We start from the raw sequence: 16,999 nt of genomic DNA on the forward strand, positions 1-16,999 counted from the left end.
AATCCCGCAACCTAGGGTGACTCGTGACGAGTTCGTGATAACTGGGCTGCTCATTTTTGGCATTTATGCTGCGTTATCGCCTATTTATGGGGAATAACCACACTACACAGGCTCTGCCTTGCCTAAATACCAAACAGTCTGCTGCAAAATCAATCACGAAAGGTCAACACGCCCTAGCTATACCAACGTATTGCACAGTATTTGAGCATACGATTACTATTATTAGTTAAGTATCATAATCGCTGATACTGCCTGCCTGTCAACAGCTAAGCAACAAATAACAACCTAAACACTAACATTGTAATTCGCATTTGCTCTTTTTTAAATCAACTTATTTATAGATTGCCTTTCATTACAATTTATTACGGGGGAAAACACCTTATAAACTAGTCTTGAAAGGCAATTTTTGATATAACATCCCTATTAGTAACACACGTCAGACCACTTTTAAGAGAGCATACCATGTCTTACGCACACATCACTGGTTGGGGTAAATGCATTCCACCAGCAAGCATTAGCAACGACGAAATTAGTGAAATAGTTGATACCACCGATGAGTGGATAACCACGCGTACAGGCATTAAATCACGTCGCGTGAGTCATGTAAGTACTGCCGATTTAGCGACCATTGCAGCAAAACATGCAATTGCATGTGCTGGCGTTGATCCAAAAGATATTGATTTAGTAATATTAGCAACTTGTACACCTTCCACGGTTGTGGCAAATACCGCCTCACAAGTACAAAAAAATATTGGTGCTATAGGCGCAGCTGCTATGGATACTAACGCGGCATGTTCTGGCTTTTTATATGCGATACAAGCCGCTACAGCACAAATTCAAGCGGGTATGATCAAAAAAGCGGTGGTCATTGCCGCTGAGCGCATGACTTGGTATGTGAACTGGGCGCGCCGTGATAGCGCTGTTTTGTTTGGTGATGGCGCAGGTGCAGTCGTACTTGAAGCAGCAGATACACCAGCCGGTTTGCTTGCAACTAAAACAGGGTGCGATAGTGAAGATCGCGATATTCTACACATCACAAATTTTGGTAGCAATTTAAATAAATATGAACCAATTGGCCCATCAGATTTGTTATTTGAAGGGCGTGAAATTTTTAAACGCGCTGTAAAAGGCATGAGTGAAGCGTGTGATGATGTACTTCAGCAAGCAAATTTAAGCTTAGATGATATAAACGTATTAGTTCCTCACCAAGCAAACTTACGCATTATTCAAGCTATTCAGCACCGTTTAAAAGTACCTGATGAAAAAGTGATGGTAAACATTGGTGAGTATGGCAATACCTCAGCTGCAACAATTGCCATTGCACTATGTGAAGCGGTTGAACAAGGGTTAATTAAGCCGCATTCTAATATAATGTCTGCTGCGTTTGGAGCAGGTCTTACGTGGGCTGCAAGTTACATAAAATGGGGCGATCGTGTAACGCCTATTAATGTAAGCGATGCAGTATTACCACCGTGTAATAAAACAGGTTTAGAACTTGTAGCGCCGGCCGTTAAAGCGTGTAAAGACGCTGAGCCAAGCTAACAAAACATGTAGTAAGCCACATATAAAACGCACTTAATTAAGTGCGTTTTTGCTTTTAATAAGCACCTGTTTTATACACTTGTGGTCGTTCATATAAATTAGATTTAGCCATGCCTGATGGCAGTCAAATAGAGTTATTTTCGTTTGATGGCGCACCTACGAGACCAAGCTATCCCGAAGCACAAGGCTTAAGACATTTAGCTTTTAAGGTAGCGGATGTACAGATTGCAAAAACGTATTTAGAGTCGTGCGATGTAAACGTTGAGGATATTAGAGTGGATGAAATAACCGGCAAAAAGTTTACCTTTTTTGCCGATCCAGACAATTTACCACTTGAGCTGTATGAGGTTTAATACTCATAAGCTCAAATTATGCACTTACTATTGAATTAAAAACTTACTTATTAAAACGATTTTGTAGGTAAGTAAATACAGCTCGAATACCTAATGCCTCACCACCGGTTGGACGACCTGGTAATGCACGTAAGTTCCATGCCATTACATCAAAGTGTACCCACGGTGTTGTTGGTTCAACAAATTCTTTTAAGTAAAGTGCAGCAGTAATTGCACCACCAAACGGTGTGCTTGCGCAGTTAGCCATATCGGCTACATCACTTTTCAAAAAGCTTTTGTATTGCTCAAATAACGGAAGTTGCCAAACAGGATCATATACACTTAAACCGGCATCAATAATACCATTTGCTACATCGCGCTCTGTTGAGAAAAAGCCAGGAAGCTCAGTACCCAGTGCAACACGACATGCACCAGTAAGGGTTGCAAAATCAATAATTAGATCTGGTTTGTCGTTTTGAGCTTCACTTAACGCATCACACAAGACTAGGCGCCCTTCTGCGTCAGTATTATCAATTTCGACCATAATACCTTTACGTGTTTTAACAACATCGCCTGGGCGAAATGCATTACGCGATACAGCGTTTTCTACCGCAGGGACAAGCACGCGTAGTCTAATTGGTAAGTTGGCTGCCATAATAAGCTGTGCTAGTGCAATAACATGCGCAGCACCGCCCATGTCTTTTTTCATATTGCGCATGCCAGAGCTTGGTTTTAAATCAAGTCCGCCGGAGTCAAAACATACGCCCTTACCTACTAGTGCAATTAATGGAGCATCTGTTGCACCCCATTTTAAATCGAGTAAACGCGGTTTGTTTTCGCTTGCACGACCCACCATATGAATAGTTGGGTAGTTTTGCTCTAGTAGTTCATCGCCAATCCACTGCGAAAATTCACCATTGTACGTTGCGGCTAAATCTTCCATTACTTGCGATAAATGCTGCGGCATCATATCCACAGCTGGGGTATTCACTAAATCGCGTGCAAGTGTAATAGCATCAGCTTGCTGACTAACACGCTCATACATGGCTTTATCGCTAATGGCTAATTGCGCTTTTGCTGTTGGCTTTTCTTTGTATTCACTAAATTCGTACCCACCAAGCACAAACCCTAAAGCAACGTGCTCTACTAATACATTATCACCTTGAATTTGATAAGTACCCATTGGCAATGTATTTGCTAAATTACCCGCAGCCCAAAAATCATCACTACTTTGCATAAGGCAAACAACGTGACTTAATTCGCCAGTTTTGGCATCAGGGATTAGCGCTAATCCTTGCTTTTCAAAGCCTGTGTTGTTTAACCAGTTTTGTATAAACGCAGATTGCTGAGTTTGCCAGTCAGATAATTCGTTTTTGAGAATAAATGATAAAGGAATACCAGAAGAAGTATGACGAAGTAATGCACTCATTAAATAGCTCGTATAATATAAAAATGGTACTTAAGAGCATATCAATAAGCACACTTAAAAGGTATCGCTAATTTGAGGTTACATTAGATTACTTTTTTAATGACTCGTTGTGAGCTTTTTTTTGATTTTCGTGACTTATTTCAGCGTCAAGTTCTTTAATTGATTTGTTCATACTAAACGAGCTTGGCAACACATCAACACCCACTATACGACCGAGCTTTACCACTAAAGGAATTGTAAGCGGTGCAAAAGGTAAAACGGCAAATACGCCTAAACCTAGCCCTTTTAAAATATCAACAAACTGTTCATTAGCGCGTTTTAATTCTGCTTTATTCGTCTGCCCTTGAGTATAGCGCCTATAAATTGAGAGCATTTCTTTTGTTTCTTGTTTTTCTTGCGCAAGTGCTATTTTAAGCGCCACCATAGCACGGCGAAAACGCAGCTGTTGGCGCTTTTTACTAATTTTAACTACCCGCCACGGTGCACGGTGAATAACTTTATATAATCGCATAACGGGCATTTTCACACAGCCCTTCTCGTTCACAAAGAATAATTTACTTATCTGAAGCGTTACTTTATTCTTTGTACACAATGAGTGCCTAGATGAAACCTTTTATGCAACCAAATACAACGCTTCTAACAATCAAGCCTGAGCGACCAAAATCTGATGAATGTTGCGGTGGAGGCAGTTGCTGTCCCTGTGTATGGGATGAGTACAAAGAAAAATTAGCAGCGTGGCGTAATGCGCAAACCTCTGAAAAAACAACTAAAAAAGTCTAAGTAAAGAAACAAAAAAGCAACATTGAAAACCCAACCTTGCATTAATAATTCTTTTTACTCTGCAATTTCACCCATTCGCTTCGTTTCCCCCTTCACCTTGAATCATTATTGCATACAGTTACTAAGTTAACTTTTTTGTTATAAAACGGTTAATTAGCAATTGCTCTCCTTGTTTTTTATCTATAGTCTGTAGATACAACGTTACTAAAGGTTGCTTAATTAATTAAACTTTAGAGGCTAAAACCTCAAATTAATATGCACTAATAGTGAGGTTGAAAAATAAATGATGAGAAATTTAACATCGAAGTAAAAATTATTCTAACTGGGGAAAATTAGAATGAAATTAAAAAACAATGCGCTAAACCAAGCAATAAAATTTGCTCTAGCTACAACAACTGCAGGGTTGTTTATTTCAAGTTCAGCTATTGCAGCCGATGAACAACAAGTTAAAGTGAACAAAAATGTAGAGAAAATTGCCGTAGTCGGTACGCGTTCAGCTCCTCGTTCAATCGGTGACTCACCCGTTCCTATTGATATTATTGGCGGTGAAGAGCTTGAAAAATCAGGCAACACCGACATGCTTGAGCTTTTAAAAGGCTCAGTACCTTCTTTTAATGTTCATCAAAATCCAATTAGTGATGCGGCATCCCTTGTTCGCCCTGCTAATTTACGAGGCTTACCTTCAGACAGCACGCTAATTCTTTTAAACGGCAAACGTCGTCATCGTGCATCTGTAATCGCATTTTTAGGCGGTGGTATTAATGATGGCGCACAAGGTGCTGACATTTCAGTTATTCCAAGCATTGCAATTAAGCAGGTCGAAGTACTTCGTGATGGCGCTGCTGCACAGTATGGTTCTGATGCAATTGCCGGTGTAATGAACTTCCAACTAAAAGATGCCTCAGAAGGCGGTAAGTTAGAAGTACGTCATGGTCAATATTACGAAGGTGATGGCGACACAACTCAAATTTCTGGAAACGTTGGCTTACCCTTTACCGACAGCGGTTTTGCTAATTTAAGCTTTCAGTATAAAACGTCTGATGCAACAAGCCGTTCAGTACAACGACCAGATGCTGCGGCACTCTCTGCTGCGGGTGTACCAGATGTATCTCCTCTGGCTCAAGTTTGGGGCGCACCTGAGGTAAATGACGATATTTCAATTTTTGGTAATGTTGGTCTAGAGCTAACTAACGACTCTGAGTTTTACATGTTTGGTAACTACTCTGAGCGTGATGTACGTGGTGGTTTTTATTACCGAAATCCGCATACTCGTTCAGGTGTGTATTCAAACGATGACGGAGGCACTCTACTGATAGCAGATTTAACTGACGATATGAGTGGCAATTGCCCGACTATCGCAATTGACGATAACGTTTTAAATAACCCAGACTACATAAGTGGGGTTGCTAATAACCCAAACTGTTTTGCCTTTAACGAAATGCTACCGGGTGGTTTTACACCAAATTTTGGCGGCAACATCACCGATACCTCTTTAACTATTGGTACTAAAGGTGAATTTACTAGTGGCTTCTTAAAAGATGTACTTTATGATTTAAGCGGTACTGTTGGACTAAATGAATCTCGTTATTTTATCTATAACACAGTAAATGCGTCATTAGGTCCTGACACACCTCGTGATTTTAGCCCAGGTAAATACGAACAATTAGAAAAGAACTTTAATTTAGACTTATCTAAAGGGTTTGATTTTGACCTTGCTTACGATGTAAACATTGCCGGCGGTCTAGAGTGGCATGAAGAAACATTCACTATCATAGCGGGTGATGAAGCATCATACACTGCAGGCCCATTAACATCTCAAGGCTTTGGCATAGGCTCTAACGGTTTCCCTGGTTTTAAACCATCTCAAGCAGGTGAGTTTTCTCGCCGCAATTACGCTGTATTTGTAGATATTGAAGCACCGTTTACCGAAGAGTTTTTAATGGGCTTAGCCGTTCGTTTTGAAGATTACGACAGCTTTGGCACAACAACAAACTATAAAGTAATGGCGCAGTACCATGTAACAGAAGACTTAAATATACGTGGTTCGGTAAGTACAGGTTTTCGAGCGCCTACCGTTGGTCAAGCAAATGTAAGTAATGTACAAACAAACTTAAGTGAAGGTGTACTTAGAGACTCAGCCTTACTACCACCAACGAATCCAGTTGCAATTCAACTAGGTGGTACAGAGCTTGAACCTGAAGAATCACAAAGTTATACATTTGGTGCTGTTTACACCCTTGGCGATTTATTTTTAACTGTTGATTACTACAATATTCAGGTAGATGATCGGATTAGCCAATCTGAAAAAATAACACTAAGCCAAGCAGATAAAGACTCTCTTACTGCTGCGGGTGTACCTAATGTTGAAGGCCTTGCTCAAGTTAGCTTTTTTACTAATGACTTTGACACGACAACGCAAGGCATTGATGTTGTAGCTAATTATACTGCAGATATCTTAGGCGGTAGCTCTACACTTAGCCTTGCATATAACTGGAATGAAACTGAAGTAACCAAATTCAGCAACATCACAGGCCCATTTAAAGTCAAACGCTTAGAAGAAGATTTACCAAACCATCGCGCTACATTTACATGGGCTCAACAATGGGAATCTATCTCAGCATTCACTCGCCTAAACTACTACGGTGAATACCAAGGCGTTCACGTGGATTATGATGCAACAGCCAAAACAGCTGATGCAGCCATTACCGTTGATGCTGAAATCACGTACTTTATGAATGAGTCTATTAGTTTTTCTTTAGGCGCTCAAAACCTGTTTGATCAAGATGCTGAAAAACTTGATTTTGCCGAAGCAGCCGGTGCGCCGAATAATAACTGGGGCGGTAAGTATTACGAAACATCTCCGTTTGGTATTAACGGCGGTTTTTACTATGCAAAAGCGACATATACTTTCTAACACCTTTGCATAAACAGTTAAGGCGAAATGTTAAGACATTTCGCCTTTTTTATTTTATAGTAAATAAAAAAATCAATGCGCAGTTATGCTACTTAAAAAAGCGAATCAACTACTCGAGCAAGGCAAACTCAAAGAAGCAGAGTTTCACTATAAAGCACTGTTAAAAAGCGATCCTGACAATGGTGAAGCCTTATTCGGCTTAGGTAAAATAGCATTAAGGTTAGCGCGTTTTGATGCAGCGGTGTATGTACTGCAAAAAGCATGTGAACGTCTACCGCGTATGCTTGAGCCATTAAATGCGTTAGCTGATGCGTTTAATGGAGTTAACTCACCTAAAGATGCATTAACCGTCCTTGAGTATGCACAAAGCATAGCAACCAATAACCCTGAACCTCATTATTATTTAGCACAACACTATCTAACTCATGGCAATTTAGATAAAGCGCATAGCACTTTTGCACATGCACTTAGTATAGGTGTTCACCCTGTTACTGCCTATATTTTATTTGAATTAGTCCAATTAGGACGTTTTGACAAAAATCATAATTATATAAGTAAGTTGCATCATTTATTAACCCAAACTAATAACTTACACCTTAAAATGGTGTGCTATTACGCGCTGGGCAAAAGCTATGACAAGCTTGATGATACTGAACAAGCATTTAGCTATTTTGTGCTCGCCAATAAGTTACAACACAAGTTAAGTAACTTTAATACTGATGAGCTCAGCCCCTTTTACGATGAAATAATTAAACACAACACGCGCTCATTTATAAACAGCTGCGATAAGCAATTAATTAGCCAAATCACCCCAGTATTTATAATTGGTATGCCCCGCAGTGGCTCTACTTTGCTGGAGCAAATGCTGGCAAATCACAGCCAATATTCAAGCATTGGAGAGAGCTCGAGTGTCGGTAATGTGGTTGCATTTTTAGAGCAAAAGACGGCAGTTTCATACCCTCAATGCTTAAAACACTTAACACCTGAGCTAATTAGCAAAGCACGTGACATTTATATAAATGCACTAAAAACCGTCACACCTATTAAGCCATTTATAATAAATAAGTTACCAAGTAACTATCAATCACTTGGCCTTATTTATGTGTTGTTTCCAAATGCTAAATTTATAAATTTAACACGCGATTTTAATGCGACTGCTTTTTCTATACTTAGTAATTATTTCGCAGAAAATGAACCTTACTTTTGCTCTCTTGTAGAGTTTAAGCAATATCATGCATTATACGAAAAACTAATGCTTCATTGGCAATCGCTTAAAGGTATGCCAATTTACAACATCAGTTACGAAGCATTAGTAAACAACCCAAAACAGCAACTAACTGCATTACTTAACTTTTTAGATTGCTCCTTTGAAGAAAATTGTTTAGCATTTTATAAGCGCAAATCGGCGGTTACCACTCTTAGCAAGCATGCTATTCGAGAGCCGATTAATCGTTTAGCCATTGCAAAATGGGAGCGTTATAAAACGCCCCTACTTGAATTACTTGATGGAAGTTAACTTGTAGGGTGCGCATTAAACCAATTAAGTAAATCTTTAAATTGATCATCACGCGCACGTGGGTGCGTGAGCATATTAATATGATCGTAATCAAAATTATGCCCATGTTTACGGCCATAAATACGCATTTTTTGAACCCCCAGCCCTGATTCATCCATGAACTTTTGAATATCAATTGGCTGCGCTAATGCCTTATCGTTTACTGCAGCAATATGTAGCGTAGGTGGCAAATGCAGATTACTAATAGTGGTTGCATAATCAAAGTTATCATCAGAGTCTATCCACGGTGTTTTTTTAGCCCACTGCATACTTTGAAAGTGCGACTTTTGAGTTTCATTATCACTGCCCCACTTATAACCTTTAGCATTTAAATAGCCATGCTTTTTAGCCAGTATAGGTGCCATAAAATACCAAATAAAATTGGCTTGCAGTAACTTTTTAGGATGGTTGTTAAACAATGAGCGCTTAGAGCCAAAATAAACACAGGCCTTGACGTTATTTATGTAATCAGGGAATCGTGCGAATACACTGTTCATCAACACCCCCCCCCAAGAGTGAGCGACCCAATAGTCGGGTTTTTTACCTTCAATCACTTCTATTTGATTAATAAAAGCTGGAATATCTTCCAAAATAGCTTCTGTTTGTCCATATTCAGATTCACCCGAAATAACGGGCTTGCTATCACCTCGTCCACGTAAATCAGCCACATAGCATCGATAACCGTGCTCGGCTAAAAAAGGGGCAAGTCCTTTATTAGAGTGCGTGTAAAATATTTTTCCGTTTTCTACAGCCCCATGCATAAAAAACACCACAGGCCCTTGCTGGTTATCATCGGCTATACGACGTAAGTGTAGTGTTTGCTGAGCTGTAAAATTGATTGCTATTGATTGCTGAGAAATGGCCACGGTTGTTCCTTTTTATTTTTACCAACTCATCCTACCAGCAATATCCGCGATACCAAAGAAAATGTCTGCACTTTACTCACCAGCATTTGTTACAATTGCCACATCATATCTGTTGTTAAAATTAAGCCATGAAAGAAAATAAAACACGCTCAAAATTACACCCTCGTAACCTACATAAAAATGGCTACGACTTTGATTTATTAACAGCAGCACTTCCTGCTCTACTGCCTTTTGTTATAACGACACCAGCGGGCACTAAAAGCATTGATTTTAGTGATAACAAAGCCGTTAAAACACTAAACCAAGCACTTTTAAAAGCACACTATAATATTGATTTTTGGGATATTCCTGAGCATAACTTATGCCCACCCATTCCAGGTCGTGTTGATTATATTCATTACTTAGCTGACTTATTAAGTGATGATAATCAACAACAAATACCGCTAGGTAAGCAAATTAAGGTGCTTGATATTGGTACTGGCGCTAACTTGGTTTATCCGCTTACTGGTACAAGTGAATATAAGTGGCACTTTACGGGCACTGATATTGATGTAGCCTCAGTAAAAATAGCAAAACAAATTGCCCAGTTTAATGGTTTAAAAATAACTCTAAAACAACAAAAAAATGCATCTCATATTTTTAAAGGCGTTATTAACCAAAAAGATTTATACCATTTAACACTCTGTAATCCGCCGTTTCATGCAAGTGAGGAAGAAGCAACCAAAGGCAGTGAGCGTAAATGGAAAAACTTAGGAAAAGCCCCCAGTAGCACGCTAAATTTTGGTGGTCATAATAATGAATTATGGTGTGAAGGCGGTGAAGTTCAATTTATCTCCAATATGATCAAAGAAAGCGAAAGCGTTGCAGAGCAGGTACTTTGGTTTACGTCTTTGGTGTCTAAAAAAGATAATATTGCAGCCCTTGAAGAAGTATTAAAAGCTCACCCAATAGCACAATATAAAATAGTTGATATGGCACAAGGTCAAAAAATTAGCCGCTTTATTGCATGGACCTATTTTGATAAAGAAACCCGTGAACAAATATGTAGTGAGCTTGCTTAAGCTATAAAAAGGATAAAGCCATCATGATAGATTTTCGTTCTGACACAGTGACTAAACCAACAAAAGCAATGCGCGATATTATGTATAACGCACCGGTTGGTGACGATGTATATGGTGATGATGAAAGCGTAAACCAACTAGAAGTCTATGCATGTAAGCGTTTTAATTTTGAATCTGCAATTTTTTGCAGCTCCGGCACACAAGCTAACTTGCTTGCATTAATGGCGCATTGTGAGCGAGGTGACGAATACATTTGTGGCCAAAATGCACATAATTATAAGTTTGAAGGTGGCGGCGCAGCCGTTTTAGGGTCTGTTCAACCACAGCCTATCGAAAATGAAAAAGACGGCAGTATTTGTTTTACAAAAATTACGGCAGCAATAAAACCAGATGATTGCCACTTTGCTAAAACTCGCTTGCTCAGCCTAGAAAATACTATTGGCGGAAAAGTACTTCCTCTTGAATACTTAGCCCAAGCACGCGACTTTGTTAATACACATAATTTAGCACTGCACTTAGATGGCGCTCGTGCATTTAATGCAGCTATTGAGCTAAATGTTGATATCACTGAAATTACAAAACACTTTGATTCAGTTTCTATTTGTTTATCAAAAGGCTTAGGCGCCCCCGTTGGGTCTTTATTATTAGGCTCGCAAGCGCTTATTAATAAAGCAAGGCGATGGAGAAAAGTACTTGGCGGTGGTATGCGCCAAGCCGGCATACTTGCAGCGGCTGGCCAATACGCACTCGAATATAATGTTAATCGTTTGAGTAACGATCATGCTAATGCACGATATTTGGCTCAAAAATTAAGTGAACTGAATGGTTTTACTGTCGATATGAGCAACACCACTAACATGGTTTATGCAACGTACGCTAGTAGTAAAAACATCAAAGAGATTGCTCAAACACTTAAACAACAAGGCATATTATTTAGCCCAAGTAAGCAGCTTAGGCTAGTAACGCATTTAGATATTACCCGCGAAGATATTGATACATTTTTAACTACTTTGTCGGCCCATATTTAACGCGGCTTTATAATGTTTGCGGCATACCGAAACATATCGGTCATTGCCGCCAATTTCTACTTGATTGCCATCGGCTATTGCTTCACCGTTTTCATCTGTACGCAGTACATGGTTAGCTTTTCGTCCACAATGGCATACAGTTTTAAGCTCTACTAACTTATCAGCCCACGCAAGCAAGTATTGCGACCCTACAAATAGCTCGCCTCTAAAATCGTTACGCAAGCCATAGCACAGCACAGGTATACCTAACTCATCAACCACATCGGTTAATTGCATGACTTGTTCTTTTGATAAAAATTGACATTCATCGACCAACACACAGTGGCGCTTTTTATCATTATGGAGTGATTGAATAAGGTTAAATACATCTTTGCTAGCATCAAATACATGCGCATCAGCTTGTAAACCAATACGAGACGATACTTTACCTACGCCTTGTCTATCATCAATAGCAGCAGTAAGGATCACAGGTTCCATGCCACGTTCTTTATAATTAAATGCAGATTGTAATAACGTGGTTGATTTACCCGCATTCATTGCAGAGTAGTAAAAGTATAATTGAGCCATTGCAGTGCCATTTTATAAAAAGTGCGCTTATGCTACCTTAATATTAAATTAATACAAATTTAACCCTTCATGTTTCAATAACCAGCGTTTTCTATCCAAACCTCCCGCATAACCGGTCAACTTTGCATTTGCGCCAATAATTCGGTGGCACGGTACAATAATACTAATCGGGTTTTTACCATTCGCAGCGCCTACCGCCCTTACTGCTTTCGGGTTATTGAGTTGGTTAGCAATATAGCCGTATGTTTGCGACTGCCCAAAAGGAACTGTTAATAGTGCTTGCCATACACTTTGCTGAAATACCGTCCCCTTTGTATCAAGTGGTACATCAAACGTAGTACGCTTTTTTGCAAAGTACTCGTTTAACTGTGCAGCGCAAATAAGCACCGCCTTGTTAGTGACTCGCTCAAATGGCGTATGAGGGTGTTCAACTGGTGGGTAAAAACCAACGTAACTGACACCTTTATCGGTTGCCTGAATAATTATGTCGTCTATTGGGCTTGAAATTGATGTTTGAATTATCATTATAATTGCTGCCAAAGTTGAAAGGTTAAGTAAGAGCGAAAAGGAGCGCAATTAGCAGGCTCAAAAGGATTTGCCGCCGCTTGAGCTTTTTTAACACCCAAATCGCCATCAAGTAATATATCAGGTTGGCTTTGCCCTCGCAGCTTTGCATAATTTACCGTCCAAGGGCCAATTCCCTTTAAACTAAGCCATTCGTCTAAATCGTCGTTTTGAGGGTTTAGCGCACAGAACTGCGCTAAATTATGCAGCGCATTTTTGCGCGCTTGTGGCATTTTAAAAAAGGCAAAATCACTATTAACAACAACTTCAGCTGCGGGGAAGTAAATAGCATTGCCCTCTTTTTCACCTAATTCATCAACTAACTTTGTTACTAAATTATGCGCCGCAGTAACACTCACTTGTTGCCCAAGTACCGCTCTTATTCCGGCTTCAAAACTTGACCAAATCCCTGGAAGCCTGAGCCCTTCACACACTGTAAACGCATTGTTTATATTGGCGCTTAAATGCGTTTGAATTAAATTAATGTCGGCGTCTAAATCAAGCACACGACGTATATTATTTATAACAGGTTGTAAGTACGCCGTATTGTCTATATTGATAGATACACTAAAGTGGTTTTTACTCGCTATAAATTTAGCGGTAAAGCTTCCTTTATATTTCTCACTTGCAAAAGTACGCCCGTAGCTCGTTTGCGTTATCCACTCCATTGGTTTGATCAAGCGCCTTTGTAAAAAGGACTGCAAAGCAGGCCAATTATAGGGCGGCCTAAATGGTAAGGTTAATGTGAGTGTTGACGTTGGTTTTTTATCGCCACTGCGCAGCTTCGAGGGAGCTATATTTAATTGCTGCAAAAATGCATCATTAAAGCGCCTAATGCTTTTAAAGCCAGCAGCAAACGCTATTTCGGTTAAGGGTAAATGTGTTTCTTGAATCAGCTTTTTAGCAAAATGACATTGGTTAAATAATCGATATTGCGTAATCGACACACCAAAATACTGCTTAAACAACTGCCTTAAATAACGACTACTTATACCTAAACGAGCTGCTAATTTTTCGCAGTCGTGTTCATCTTGCTGATCAACTAATTGCTTAGCCCTCAGAGCTGTGGTTTTTGTACCTTGCCAAGCAGCGCTGCCTGGTGCACTGTCGGGCCTGCAACGAATGCAAGGTCTAAAGCCATCTTGCGCCGCGTTATGGGCATACTGATAATAAGCAACGTTTTTTTCGTGAGCCGTTGGTGCAGGGCAAATAGGCCTGCAATAAATACCGGTACTTTTTACCGCGACGTAAAAAAGCCCGTCAAAACGAGGATCGCGACTCTGACGTGCTTTTTGCCAATGTGAAGTGTCCATAAACGGCCCTATAAATTAACCTTATAGAGCCTAGCTTATACAAAAAAACTTACATTACTAGCCATATTCGGCACTCAACCAATAGCCAATAAATAACGCCTTTGTACTTCTTGCCAATTAATTACATTATAAAAAGCGGCGATATAGTCAGGACGTTTATTTTGATACTTCAAATAATAGGCATGTTCCCATACATCAAGACCCAAAATAGGGGTATTGCCCTGCATTAAAGGGCAATCTTGATTAGCGCTATTTTCTACAATCAACTTTTTATCTGGGGTCACACATAGCCATGCCCAACCACTGCCAAATTGGCTAATTGCAGCAGCAGTAAATTGGTCTTTAAACTTATCAAAACTGCCTAACTGTTCATTTATTGCCTGAGCAACACTACCTTCAGGTTCACCTGTGGCTTGTGGGCTCATTACTTGCCAAAATAAACTGTGATTAAAATGCCCTCCTACATGCTCTTGTACTGCTTTTTGCAAATTACTAGGCAGGCTGTTTATTCCCTTAAGTAATTTTTCAGCATTTACGTTTTCATATACAGTATCTGCTAAAGCAGCATTGGCTTTATTGATATACGTTTGATGGTGCAAAGTATGATGAATATGCATCGTTTTACTATCAATATGAGGTTCTAGTGCATCGTATTCATAATCTAGTTTAGGTAAAGTAAACGTCATAAATAGTCCTTTTTAGTGCAATTGTTTGTTTGAAGGTGTGTTTGAGCTTAAACAAAAATTAACTTGCTCAATCAGTTCTGGAAAAGAAGGGTACCTGCGTGCAAATGATACAAGTTCAGAGGAAGTTTTAATGTAATGGTGCTTACTCACTTTTTGTATATCGTAATGAGGATGCTTAATTAATGAAGAGAGTGTTAAGTGTACTTCGCATAGCCATTTGCATGCATTTTCAGGCTGTTGCATAGCTATATAGGTATCAGCTAAATTATGCGACGCAACAACAAGTGCGGGTATACAATGCTCAATAGCATGAATGACATTATTATTAATTTGTGCATATAAAAACTGCTCAAGAAGATGATCTGCAAGTGTTTTGGCTAATAAGTATTTATCGCGGGCTTCGAGTAGTGCACCTTGTTCAAATGCATAATTACCTTGCATTATGTTCGACTGCCAAGGACTTAATGCATGCTCAAGATAGAGTAAATCTGGGTGAGTTTGTTTTTGACTTGAGATCATATAATCATCTGCACGTTTAATTATTGAGTGTGTATTTAACTTACACACCCAACAGTGTAAATGCAAATGATTTTCATTAACTATTTGGCGAAATCTAACAATTCCTGCCCTGTTAAGCGATATATAATCCATTCGTTTTGAGGCTTTGCGCCTATGCTGTTGTAGAAATCGATAGCGGGTTTGTTCCAATCAAGCACTACCCATTCAAAACGACCACAATTATTACTAATGGCCTTATTAGCTAAATGTTTCATAATCGCTTTGCCAGCGCCATTGCCACGGCTATCTGGGCTTACGTATAAATCTTCAAGGTACAGGCCGTTTTTACCTAACCACGTAGAATAATTATAAAAATAGACTGCAAAACCAATTGGTTCATCCCCCTCTAAACAAATTATACTGTGCGCAGTTGCGCCATCACAAAATAGCGTATCTAGTATCGCTTGCTCACTTGTTTTTACAGCTTCAGGTTCTTTTTCATAAATAGCTAATTCATTTATAAAATGTAGAATTGTTTTTGAGTCACTCGGTTGTGCATCACGAATAATTGGCTGGTTCATTATTTTTCACCTTAGGGCATACTGCTTTATTTTAAAAACTGAATCGGACTATGAGAATATACTTTCATAATGCATTAAATAAGAAGAGACGCAAGCATTGGGCTTTAAAAGCTTTGAAACATAAGCAATTAGTGTCATTAATAGTTTTATAAAACATGCTTTGATCGTGTTTTAATAATAATCGCTTACTTGTTTTACACTTAAAATTTATGAGTGCTACTTTTTAAATATAGTTTAGAGGGATTTATGGGACACAATCATTCACATAGTCATGTAGACGAAAATCAAAGTAATAAACAGCTTACGGTAGCTGTTGTCATAAACGTATTACTGACCATAGCGCAAGTCATTGGCGGGATATTTTCCGGCAGTTTATCACTTATAGCCGACGCCCTTCATAATTTAAGTGATGCTGGTGCTATTTTCATAGCCTTGGTAGCACGTAAAATAGGCAATAAGCCTGCTGACGGCACTCATCATTTTGGTTATAAACGTGCTGAAATACTCGCTACGTTATTTAATAGCAGCACGTTAATTTTAATTGGTGGGTATTTAATAGTTGAGTCTGTTTCGAGTTACTTAAATCCTCAACTAATTAATGGCTGGATTGTTGTATGGGTTGCCGCCATCGCATTAGTTGTTGATTTAGCTACCGCATTTTTAACCTACCGTGCTGGTGCAAATAACAGCATTAATATAAAAGCAGCCTTTATTCATAATATCTCAGATGCAATGGCATCTATTGTGGTCATTATTGCGGGCACCTTAATTATTTTATATCAATGGTATATTGTTGATTTAATTGCCACTGTCCTTATTTCTATCTATGTAATTTATCATGGCGTTTTACTATTAAAACAAAGCTGCAAAATTTTAATGCAAGCAGCGCCTAACAACATTGATACACACACAATATCAAATACTATTTGCAGTAAATTTAATATCGAATCGGTAATCAGTATTAAGCTTTGGCAATTAGATGATAAAGAAAGTTACTGCGAGCTCGTTATTAGCACTCAACACCTAGTTGATTTACACGTAGTAAAAAGCTTTTTGCACGACAATTTTAATATCGAAAATTGCATAATAGAAATCCAATCGATCGTAAATAAAAGCCTCACATAATGGTATTAATAATAAACCTGAACTCTGGATAATAAATCTATCTCGAGCAGCTATTTTCAACGCTAACTGCGTTGAATTTACTTGCAATAGGCCAGCTATTGACGCGTAAATTCGCCTTGTTTTCACTGAAAATCTCTGGCTAGAGAAAATAAATTTAA

16 protein-coding genes and 1 pseudogene are annotated in these 16,999 nt (G+C 39.0%); 8 read left to right on the forward strand and 9 right to left on the reverse strand.

The features are described 5' to 3' along the window. Nucleotides 1-462: 462 nt before the first annotated feature. Both CWB66_RS00725 and CWB66_RS00730 read left to right on the forward strand, forming a co-directional pair. Complete coding sequence (locus tag CWB66_RS00725; RefSeq protein WP_138583953.1) at nt 463-1,542, forward strand: ketoacyl-ACP synthase III; 1,080 nt, start codon at nt 463-465, stop codon at nt 1,540-1,542. An 89-nt stretch (nt 1,543-1,631) separates the two neighbouring features. Further along, nucleotides 1,632-1,895 (forward strand): annotated as a pseudogene (locus tag CWB66_RS00730) (VOC family protein); the annotation flags it as partial. Between the two features lie 43 nt (nt 1,896-1,938). Here the strand turns inward: CWB66_RS00730 and CWB66_RS00735 are convergent. Both CWB66_RS00735 and CWB66_RS00740 read right to left on the reverse strand, forming a co-directional pair. After that, on the reverse strand, nt 1,939-3,303 hold the full coding sequence (locus CWB66_RS00735; protein ID WP_138583954.1) for a leucyl aminopeptidase family protein: 1,365 nt from the start codon (nt 3,301-3,303) through the stop codon (nt 1,939-1,941). A gap of 88 nt (nt 3,304-3,391) precedes the next feature. Beyond that, on the reverse strand, nt 3,392-3,814 hold the full coding sequence (locus tag CWB66_RS00740; RefSeq protein WP_138583955.1) for a hypothetical protein: 423 nt from the start codon (nt 3,812-3,814) through the stop codon (nt 3,392-3,394). A 92-nt stretch (nt 3,815-3,906) separates the two neighbouring features. On the opposite strand from CWB66_RS00740, the gene CWB66_RS00745 reads away from it, so the two are divergent. The 3 genes from CWB66_RS00745 to CWB66_RS00755 all read left to right on the forward strand — a co-directional run bounded on the left by CWB66_RS00745 (nt 3,907) and on the right by CWB66_RS00755 (nt 8,513). After that, nucleotides 3,907-4,083 (forward strand): oxidoreductase-like domain-containing protein, encoded by a 177-nt coding sequence (locus tag CWB66_RS00745; RefSeq protein ID WP_404936257.1) that lies wholly within the window; start codon nt 3,907-3,909, stop codon nt 4,081-4,083. Nucleotides 4,084-4,420: 337 nt separating this feature from the next. Then, complete coding sequence (locus tag CWB66_RS00750) at nt 4,421-6,997, forward strand: TonB-dependent receptor plug domain-containing protein (protein WP_138583956.1); 2,577 nt, start codon at nt 4,421-4,423, stop codon at nt 6,995-6,997. An 85-nt stretch (nt 6,998-7,082) separates the two neighbouring features. After that, a complete protein-coding gene (locus CWB66_RS00755) occupies nt 7,083-8,513 on the forward strand; it encodes a tetratricopeptide repeat-containing sulfotransferase family protein (protein WP_138583957.1) in 1,431 nt (476 codons plus the stop codon). Here the strand turns inward: CWB66_RS00755 and CWB66_RS00760 are convergent. Further along, on the reverse strand, nt 8,510-9,418 hold the full coding sequence (locus CWB66_RS00760; protein ID WP_138583958.1) for an alpha/beta fold hydrolase: 909 nt from the start codon (nt 9,416-9,418) through the stop codon (nt 8,510-8,512). The genes CWB66_RS00755 and CWB66_RS00760 overlap by 4 nt on opposite strands. Nucleotides 9,419-9,546: 128 nt before the next feature. On the opposite strand from CWB66_RS00760, the gene rlmF reads away from it, so the two are divergent. After that, nucleotides 9,547-10,479, forward strand: a complete 933-nt coding sequence (gene rlmF, locus CWB66_RS00765) for a 23S rRNA (adenine(1618)-N(6))-methyltransferase RlmF (protein ID WP_138583959.1) — start codon at nt 9,547-9,549, stop codon at nt 10,477-10,479. A gap of 23 nt (nt 10,480-10,502) precedes the next feature. Beyond that, on the forward strand, nt 10,503-11,507 hold the full coding sequence (gene ltaE / locus CWB66_RS00770; protein ID WP_138583960.1) for a low-specificity L-threonine aldolase: 1,005 nt from the start codon (nt 10,503-10,505) through the stop codon (nt 11,505-11,507). Here ltaE and CWB66_RS00775 read toward each other — a convergent pair. The 6 genes from CWB66_RS00775 to CWB66_RS00800 all read right to left on the reverse strand — a co-directional run bounded on the left by CWB66_RS00775 (nt 11,481) and on the right by CWB66_RS00800 (nt 15,716). After that, complete coding sequence (locus tag CWB66_RS00775; RefSeq protein WP_138583961.1) at nt 11,481-12,074, reverse strand: thymidine kinase; 594 nt, start codon at nt 12,072-12,074, stop codon at nt 11,481-11,483. The two genes, ltaE and CWB66_RS00775, sit on opposite strands and share 27 nt — an antisense overlap. 48 nt (nt 12,075-12,122) lie before the next feature. Next, on the reverse strand, nt 12,123-12,599 hold the full coding sequence (locus CWB66_RS00780; protein WP_138583962.1) for a methylated-DNA--[protein]-cysteine S-methyltransferase: 477 nt from the start codon (nt 12,597-12,599) through the stop codon (nt 12,123-12,125). Beyond that, nucleotides 12,599-13,951 (reverse strand): DNA-3-methyladenine glycosylase 2 family protein, encoded by a 1,353-nt coding sequence (locus CWB66_RS00785; RefSeq protein WP_138583963.1) that lies wholly within the window; start codon nt 13,949-13,951, stop codon nt 12,599-12,601. Before CWB66_RS00785 ends, CWB66_RS00780 begins: the two co-directional genes overlap by 1 nt. A gap of 74 nt (nt 13,952-14,025) precedes the next feature. Further along, entirely contained in the window at nt 14,026-14,637 is a 612-nt protein-coding gene (locus tag CWB66_RS00790; protein WP_077535073.1) for a superoxide dismutase, read from the reverse strand. Nucleotides 14,638-14,649: 12 nt separating this feature from the next. After that, the gene (locus CWB66_RS00795; RefSeq protein WP_252371695.1) at nt 14,650-15,222 is read right to left on the reverse strand and encodes a DUF2753 family protein; all 573 of its coding nucleotides are present in this window, start codon (nt 15,220-15,222) and stop codon (nt 14,650-14,652) included. 14 nt (nt 15,223-15,236) lie between these two features. Then, on the reverse strand, nt 15,237-15,716 hold the full coding sequence (locus CWB66_RS00800; RefSeq protein ID WP_138583964.1) for a GNAT family N-acetyltransferase: 480 nt from the start codon (nt 15,714-15,716) through the stop codon (nt 15,237-15,239). Nucleotides 15,717-15,962: 246 nt separating this feature from the next. Between CWB66_RS00800 and CWB66_RS00805 the strand changes: the two genes are divergently transcribed. Further along, nucleotides 15,963-16,841, forward strand: coding sequence for a cation diffusion facilitator family transporter (locus CWB66_RS00805; RefSeq protein WP_138583965.1), 879 nt, complete (start codon nt 15,963-15,965; stop codon nt 16,839-16,841). Nucleotides 16,842-16,999: the final 158 nt, after the last annotated feature.

The organism is Pseudoalteromonas sp. S558 (genome assembly GCF_005886635.1).
Lineage (GTDB): Bacteria > Pseudomonadota > Gammaproteobacteria > Enterobacterales > Alteromonadaceae > Pseudoalteromonas > Pseudoalteromonas aliena.

Coding starts and splice junctions, on each gene's coding strand:
- CWB66_RS00755 (WP_138583957.1), top strand. CDS start 7,083: ATGCTACTTAAAAAAGCGAATCAACTACTCGAGCAAGGCAAACTCAAA.
- CWB66_RS00790 (WP_077535073.1), bottom strand. CDS start 14,637: ATGACGTTTACTTTACCTAAACTAGATTATGAATACGATGCACTAGAA.
- CWB66_RS00740 (WP_138583955.1), bottom strand. CDS start 3,814: ATGCGATTATATAAAGTTATTCACCGTGCACCGTGGCGGGTAGTTAAA.
- CWB66_RS00805 (WP_138583965.1), top strand. CDS start 15,963: ATGGGACACAATCATTCACATAGTCATGTAGACGAAAATCAAAGTAAT.
- CWB66_RS00800 (WP_138583964.1), bottom strand. CDS start 15,716: ATGAACCAGCCAATTATTCGTGATGCACAACCGAGTGACTCAAAAACA.
- rlmF (WP_138583959.1), top strand. CDS start 9,547: ATGAAAGAAAATAAAACACGCTCAAAATTACACCCTCGTAACCTACAT.
- CWB66_RS00775 (WP_138583961.1), bottom strand. CDS start 12,074: ATGGCTCAATTATACTTTTACTACTCTGCAATGAATGCGGGTAAATCA.
- CWB66_RS00750 (WP_138583956.1), top strand. CDS start 4,421: ATGAAATTAAAAAACAATGCGCTAAACCAAGCAATAAAATTTGCTCTA.
- ltaE (WP_138583960.1), top strand. CDS start 10,503: ATGATAGATTTTCGTTCTGACACAGTGACTAAACCAACAAAAGCAATG.
- CWB66_RS00745 (WP_404936257.1), top strand. CDS start 3,907: ATGAAACCTTTTATGCAACCAAATACAACGCTTCTAACAATCAAGCCT.
- CWB66_RS00780 (WP_138583962.1), bottom strand. CDS start 12,599: ATGATAATTCAAACATCAATTTCAAGCCCAATAGACGACATAATTATT.
- CWB66_RS00735 (WP_138583954.1), bottom strand. CDS start 3,303: ATGAGTGCATTACTTCGTCATACTTCTTCTGGTATTCCTTTATCATTT.
- CWB66_RS00725 (WP_138583953.1), top strand. CDS start 463: ATGTCTTACGCACACATCACTGGTTGGGGTAAATGCATTCCACCAGCA.
- CWB66_RS00785 (WP_138583963.1), bottom strand. CDS start 13,951: ATGGACACTTCACATTGGCAAAAAGCACGTCAGAGTCGCGATCCTCGT.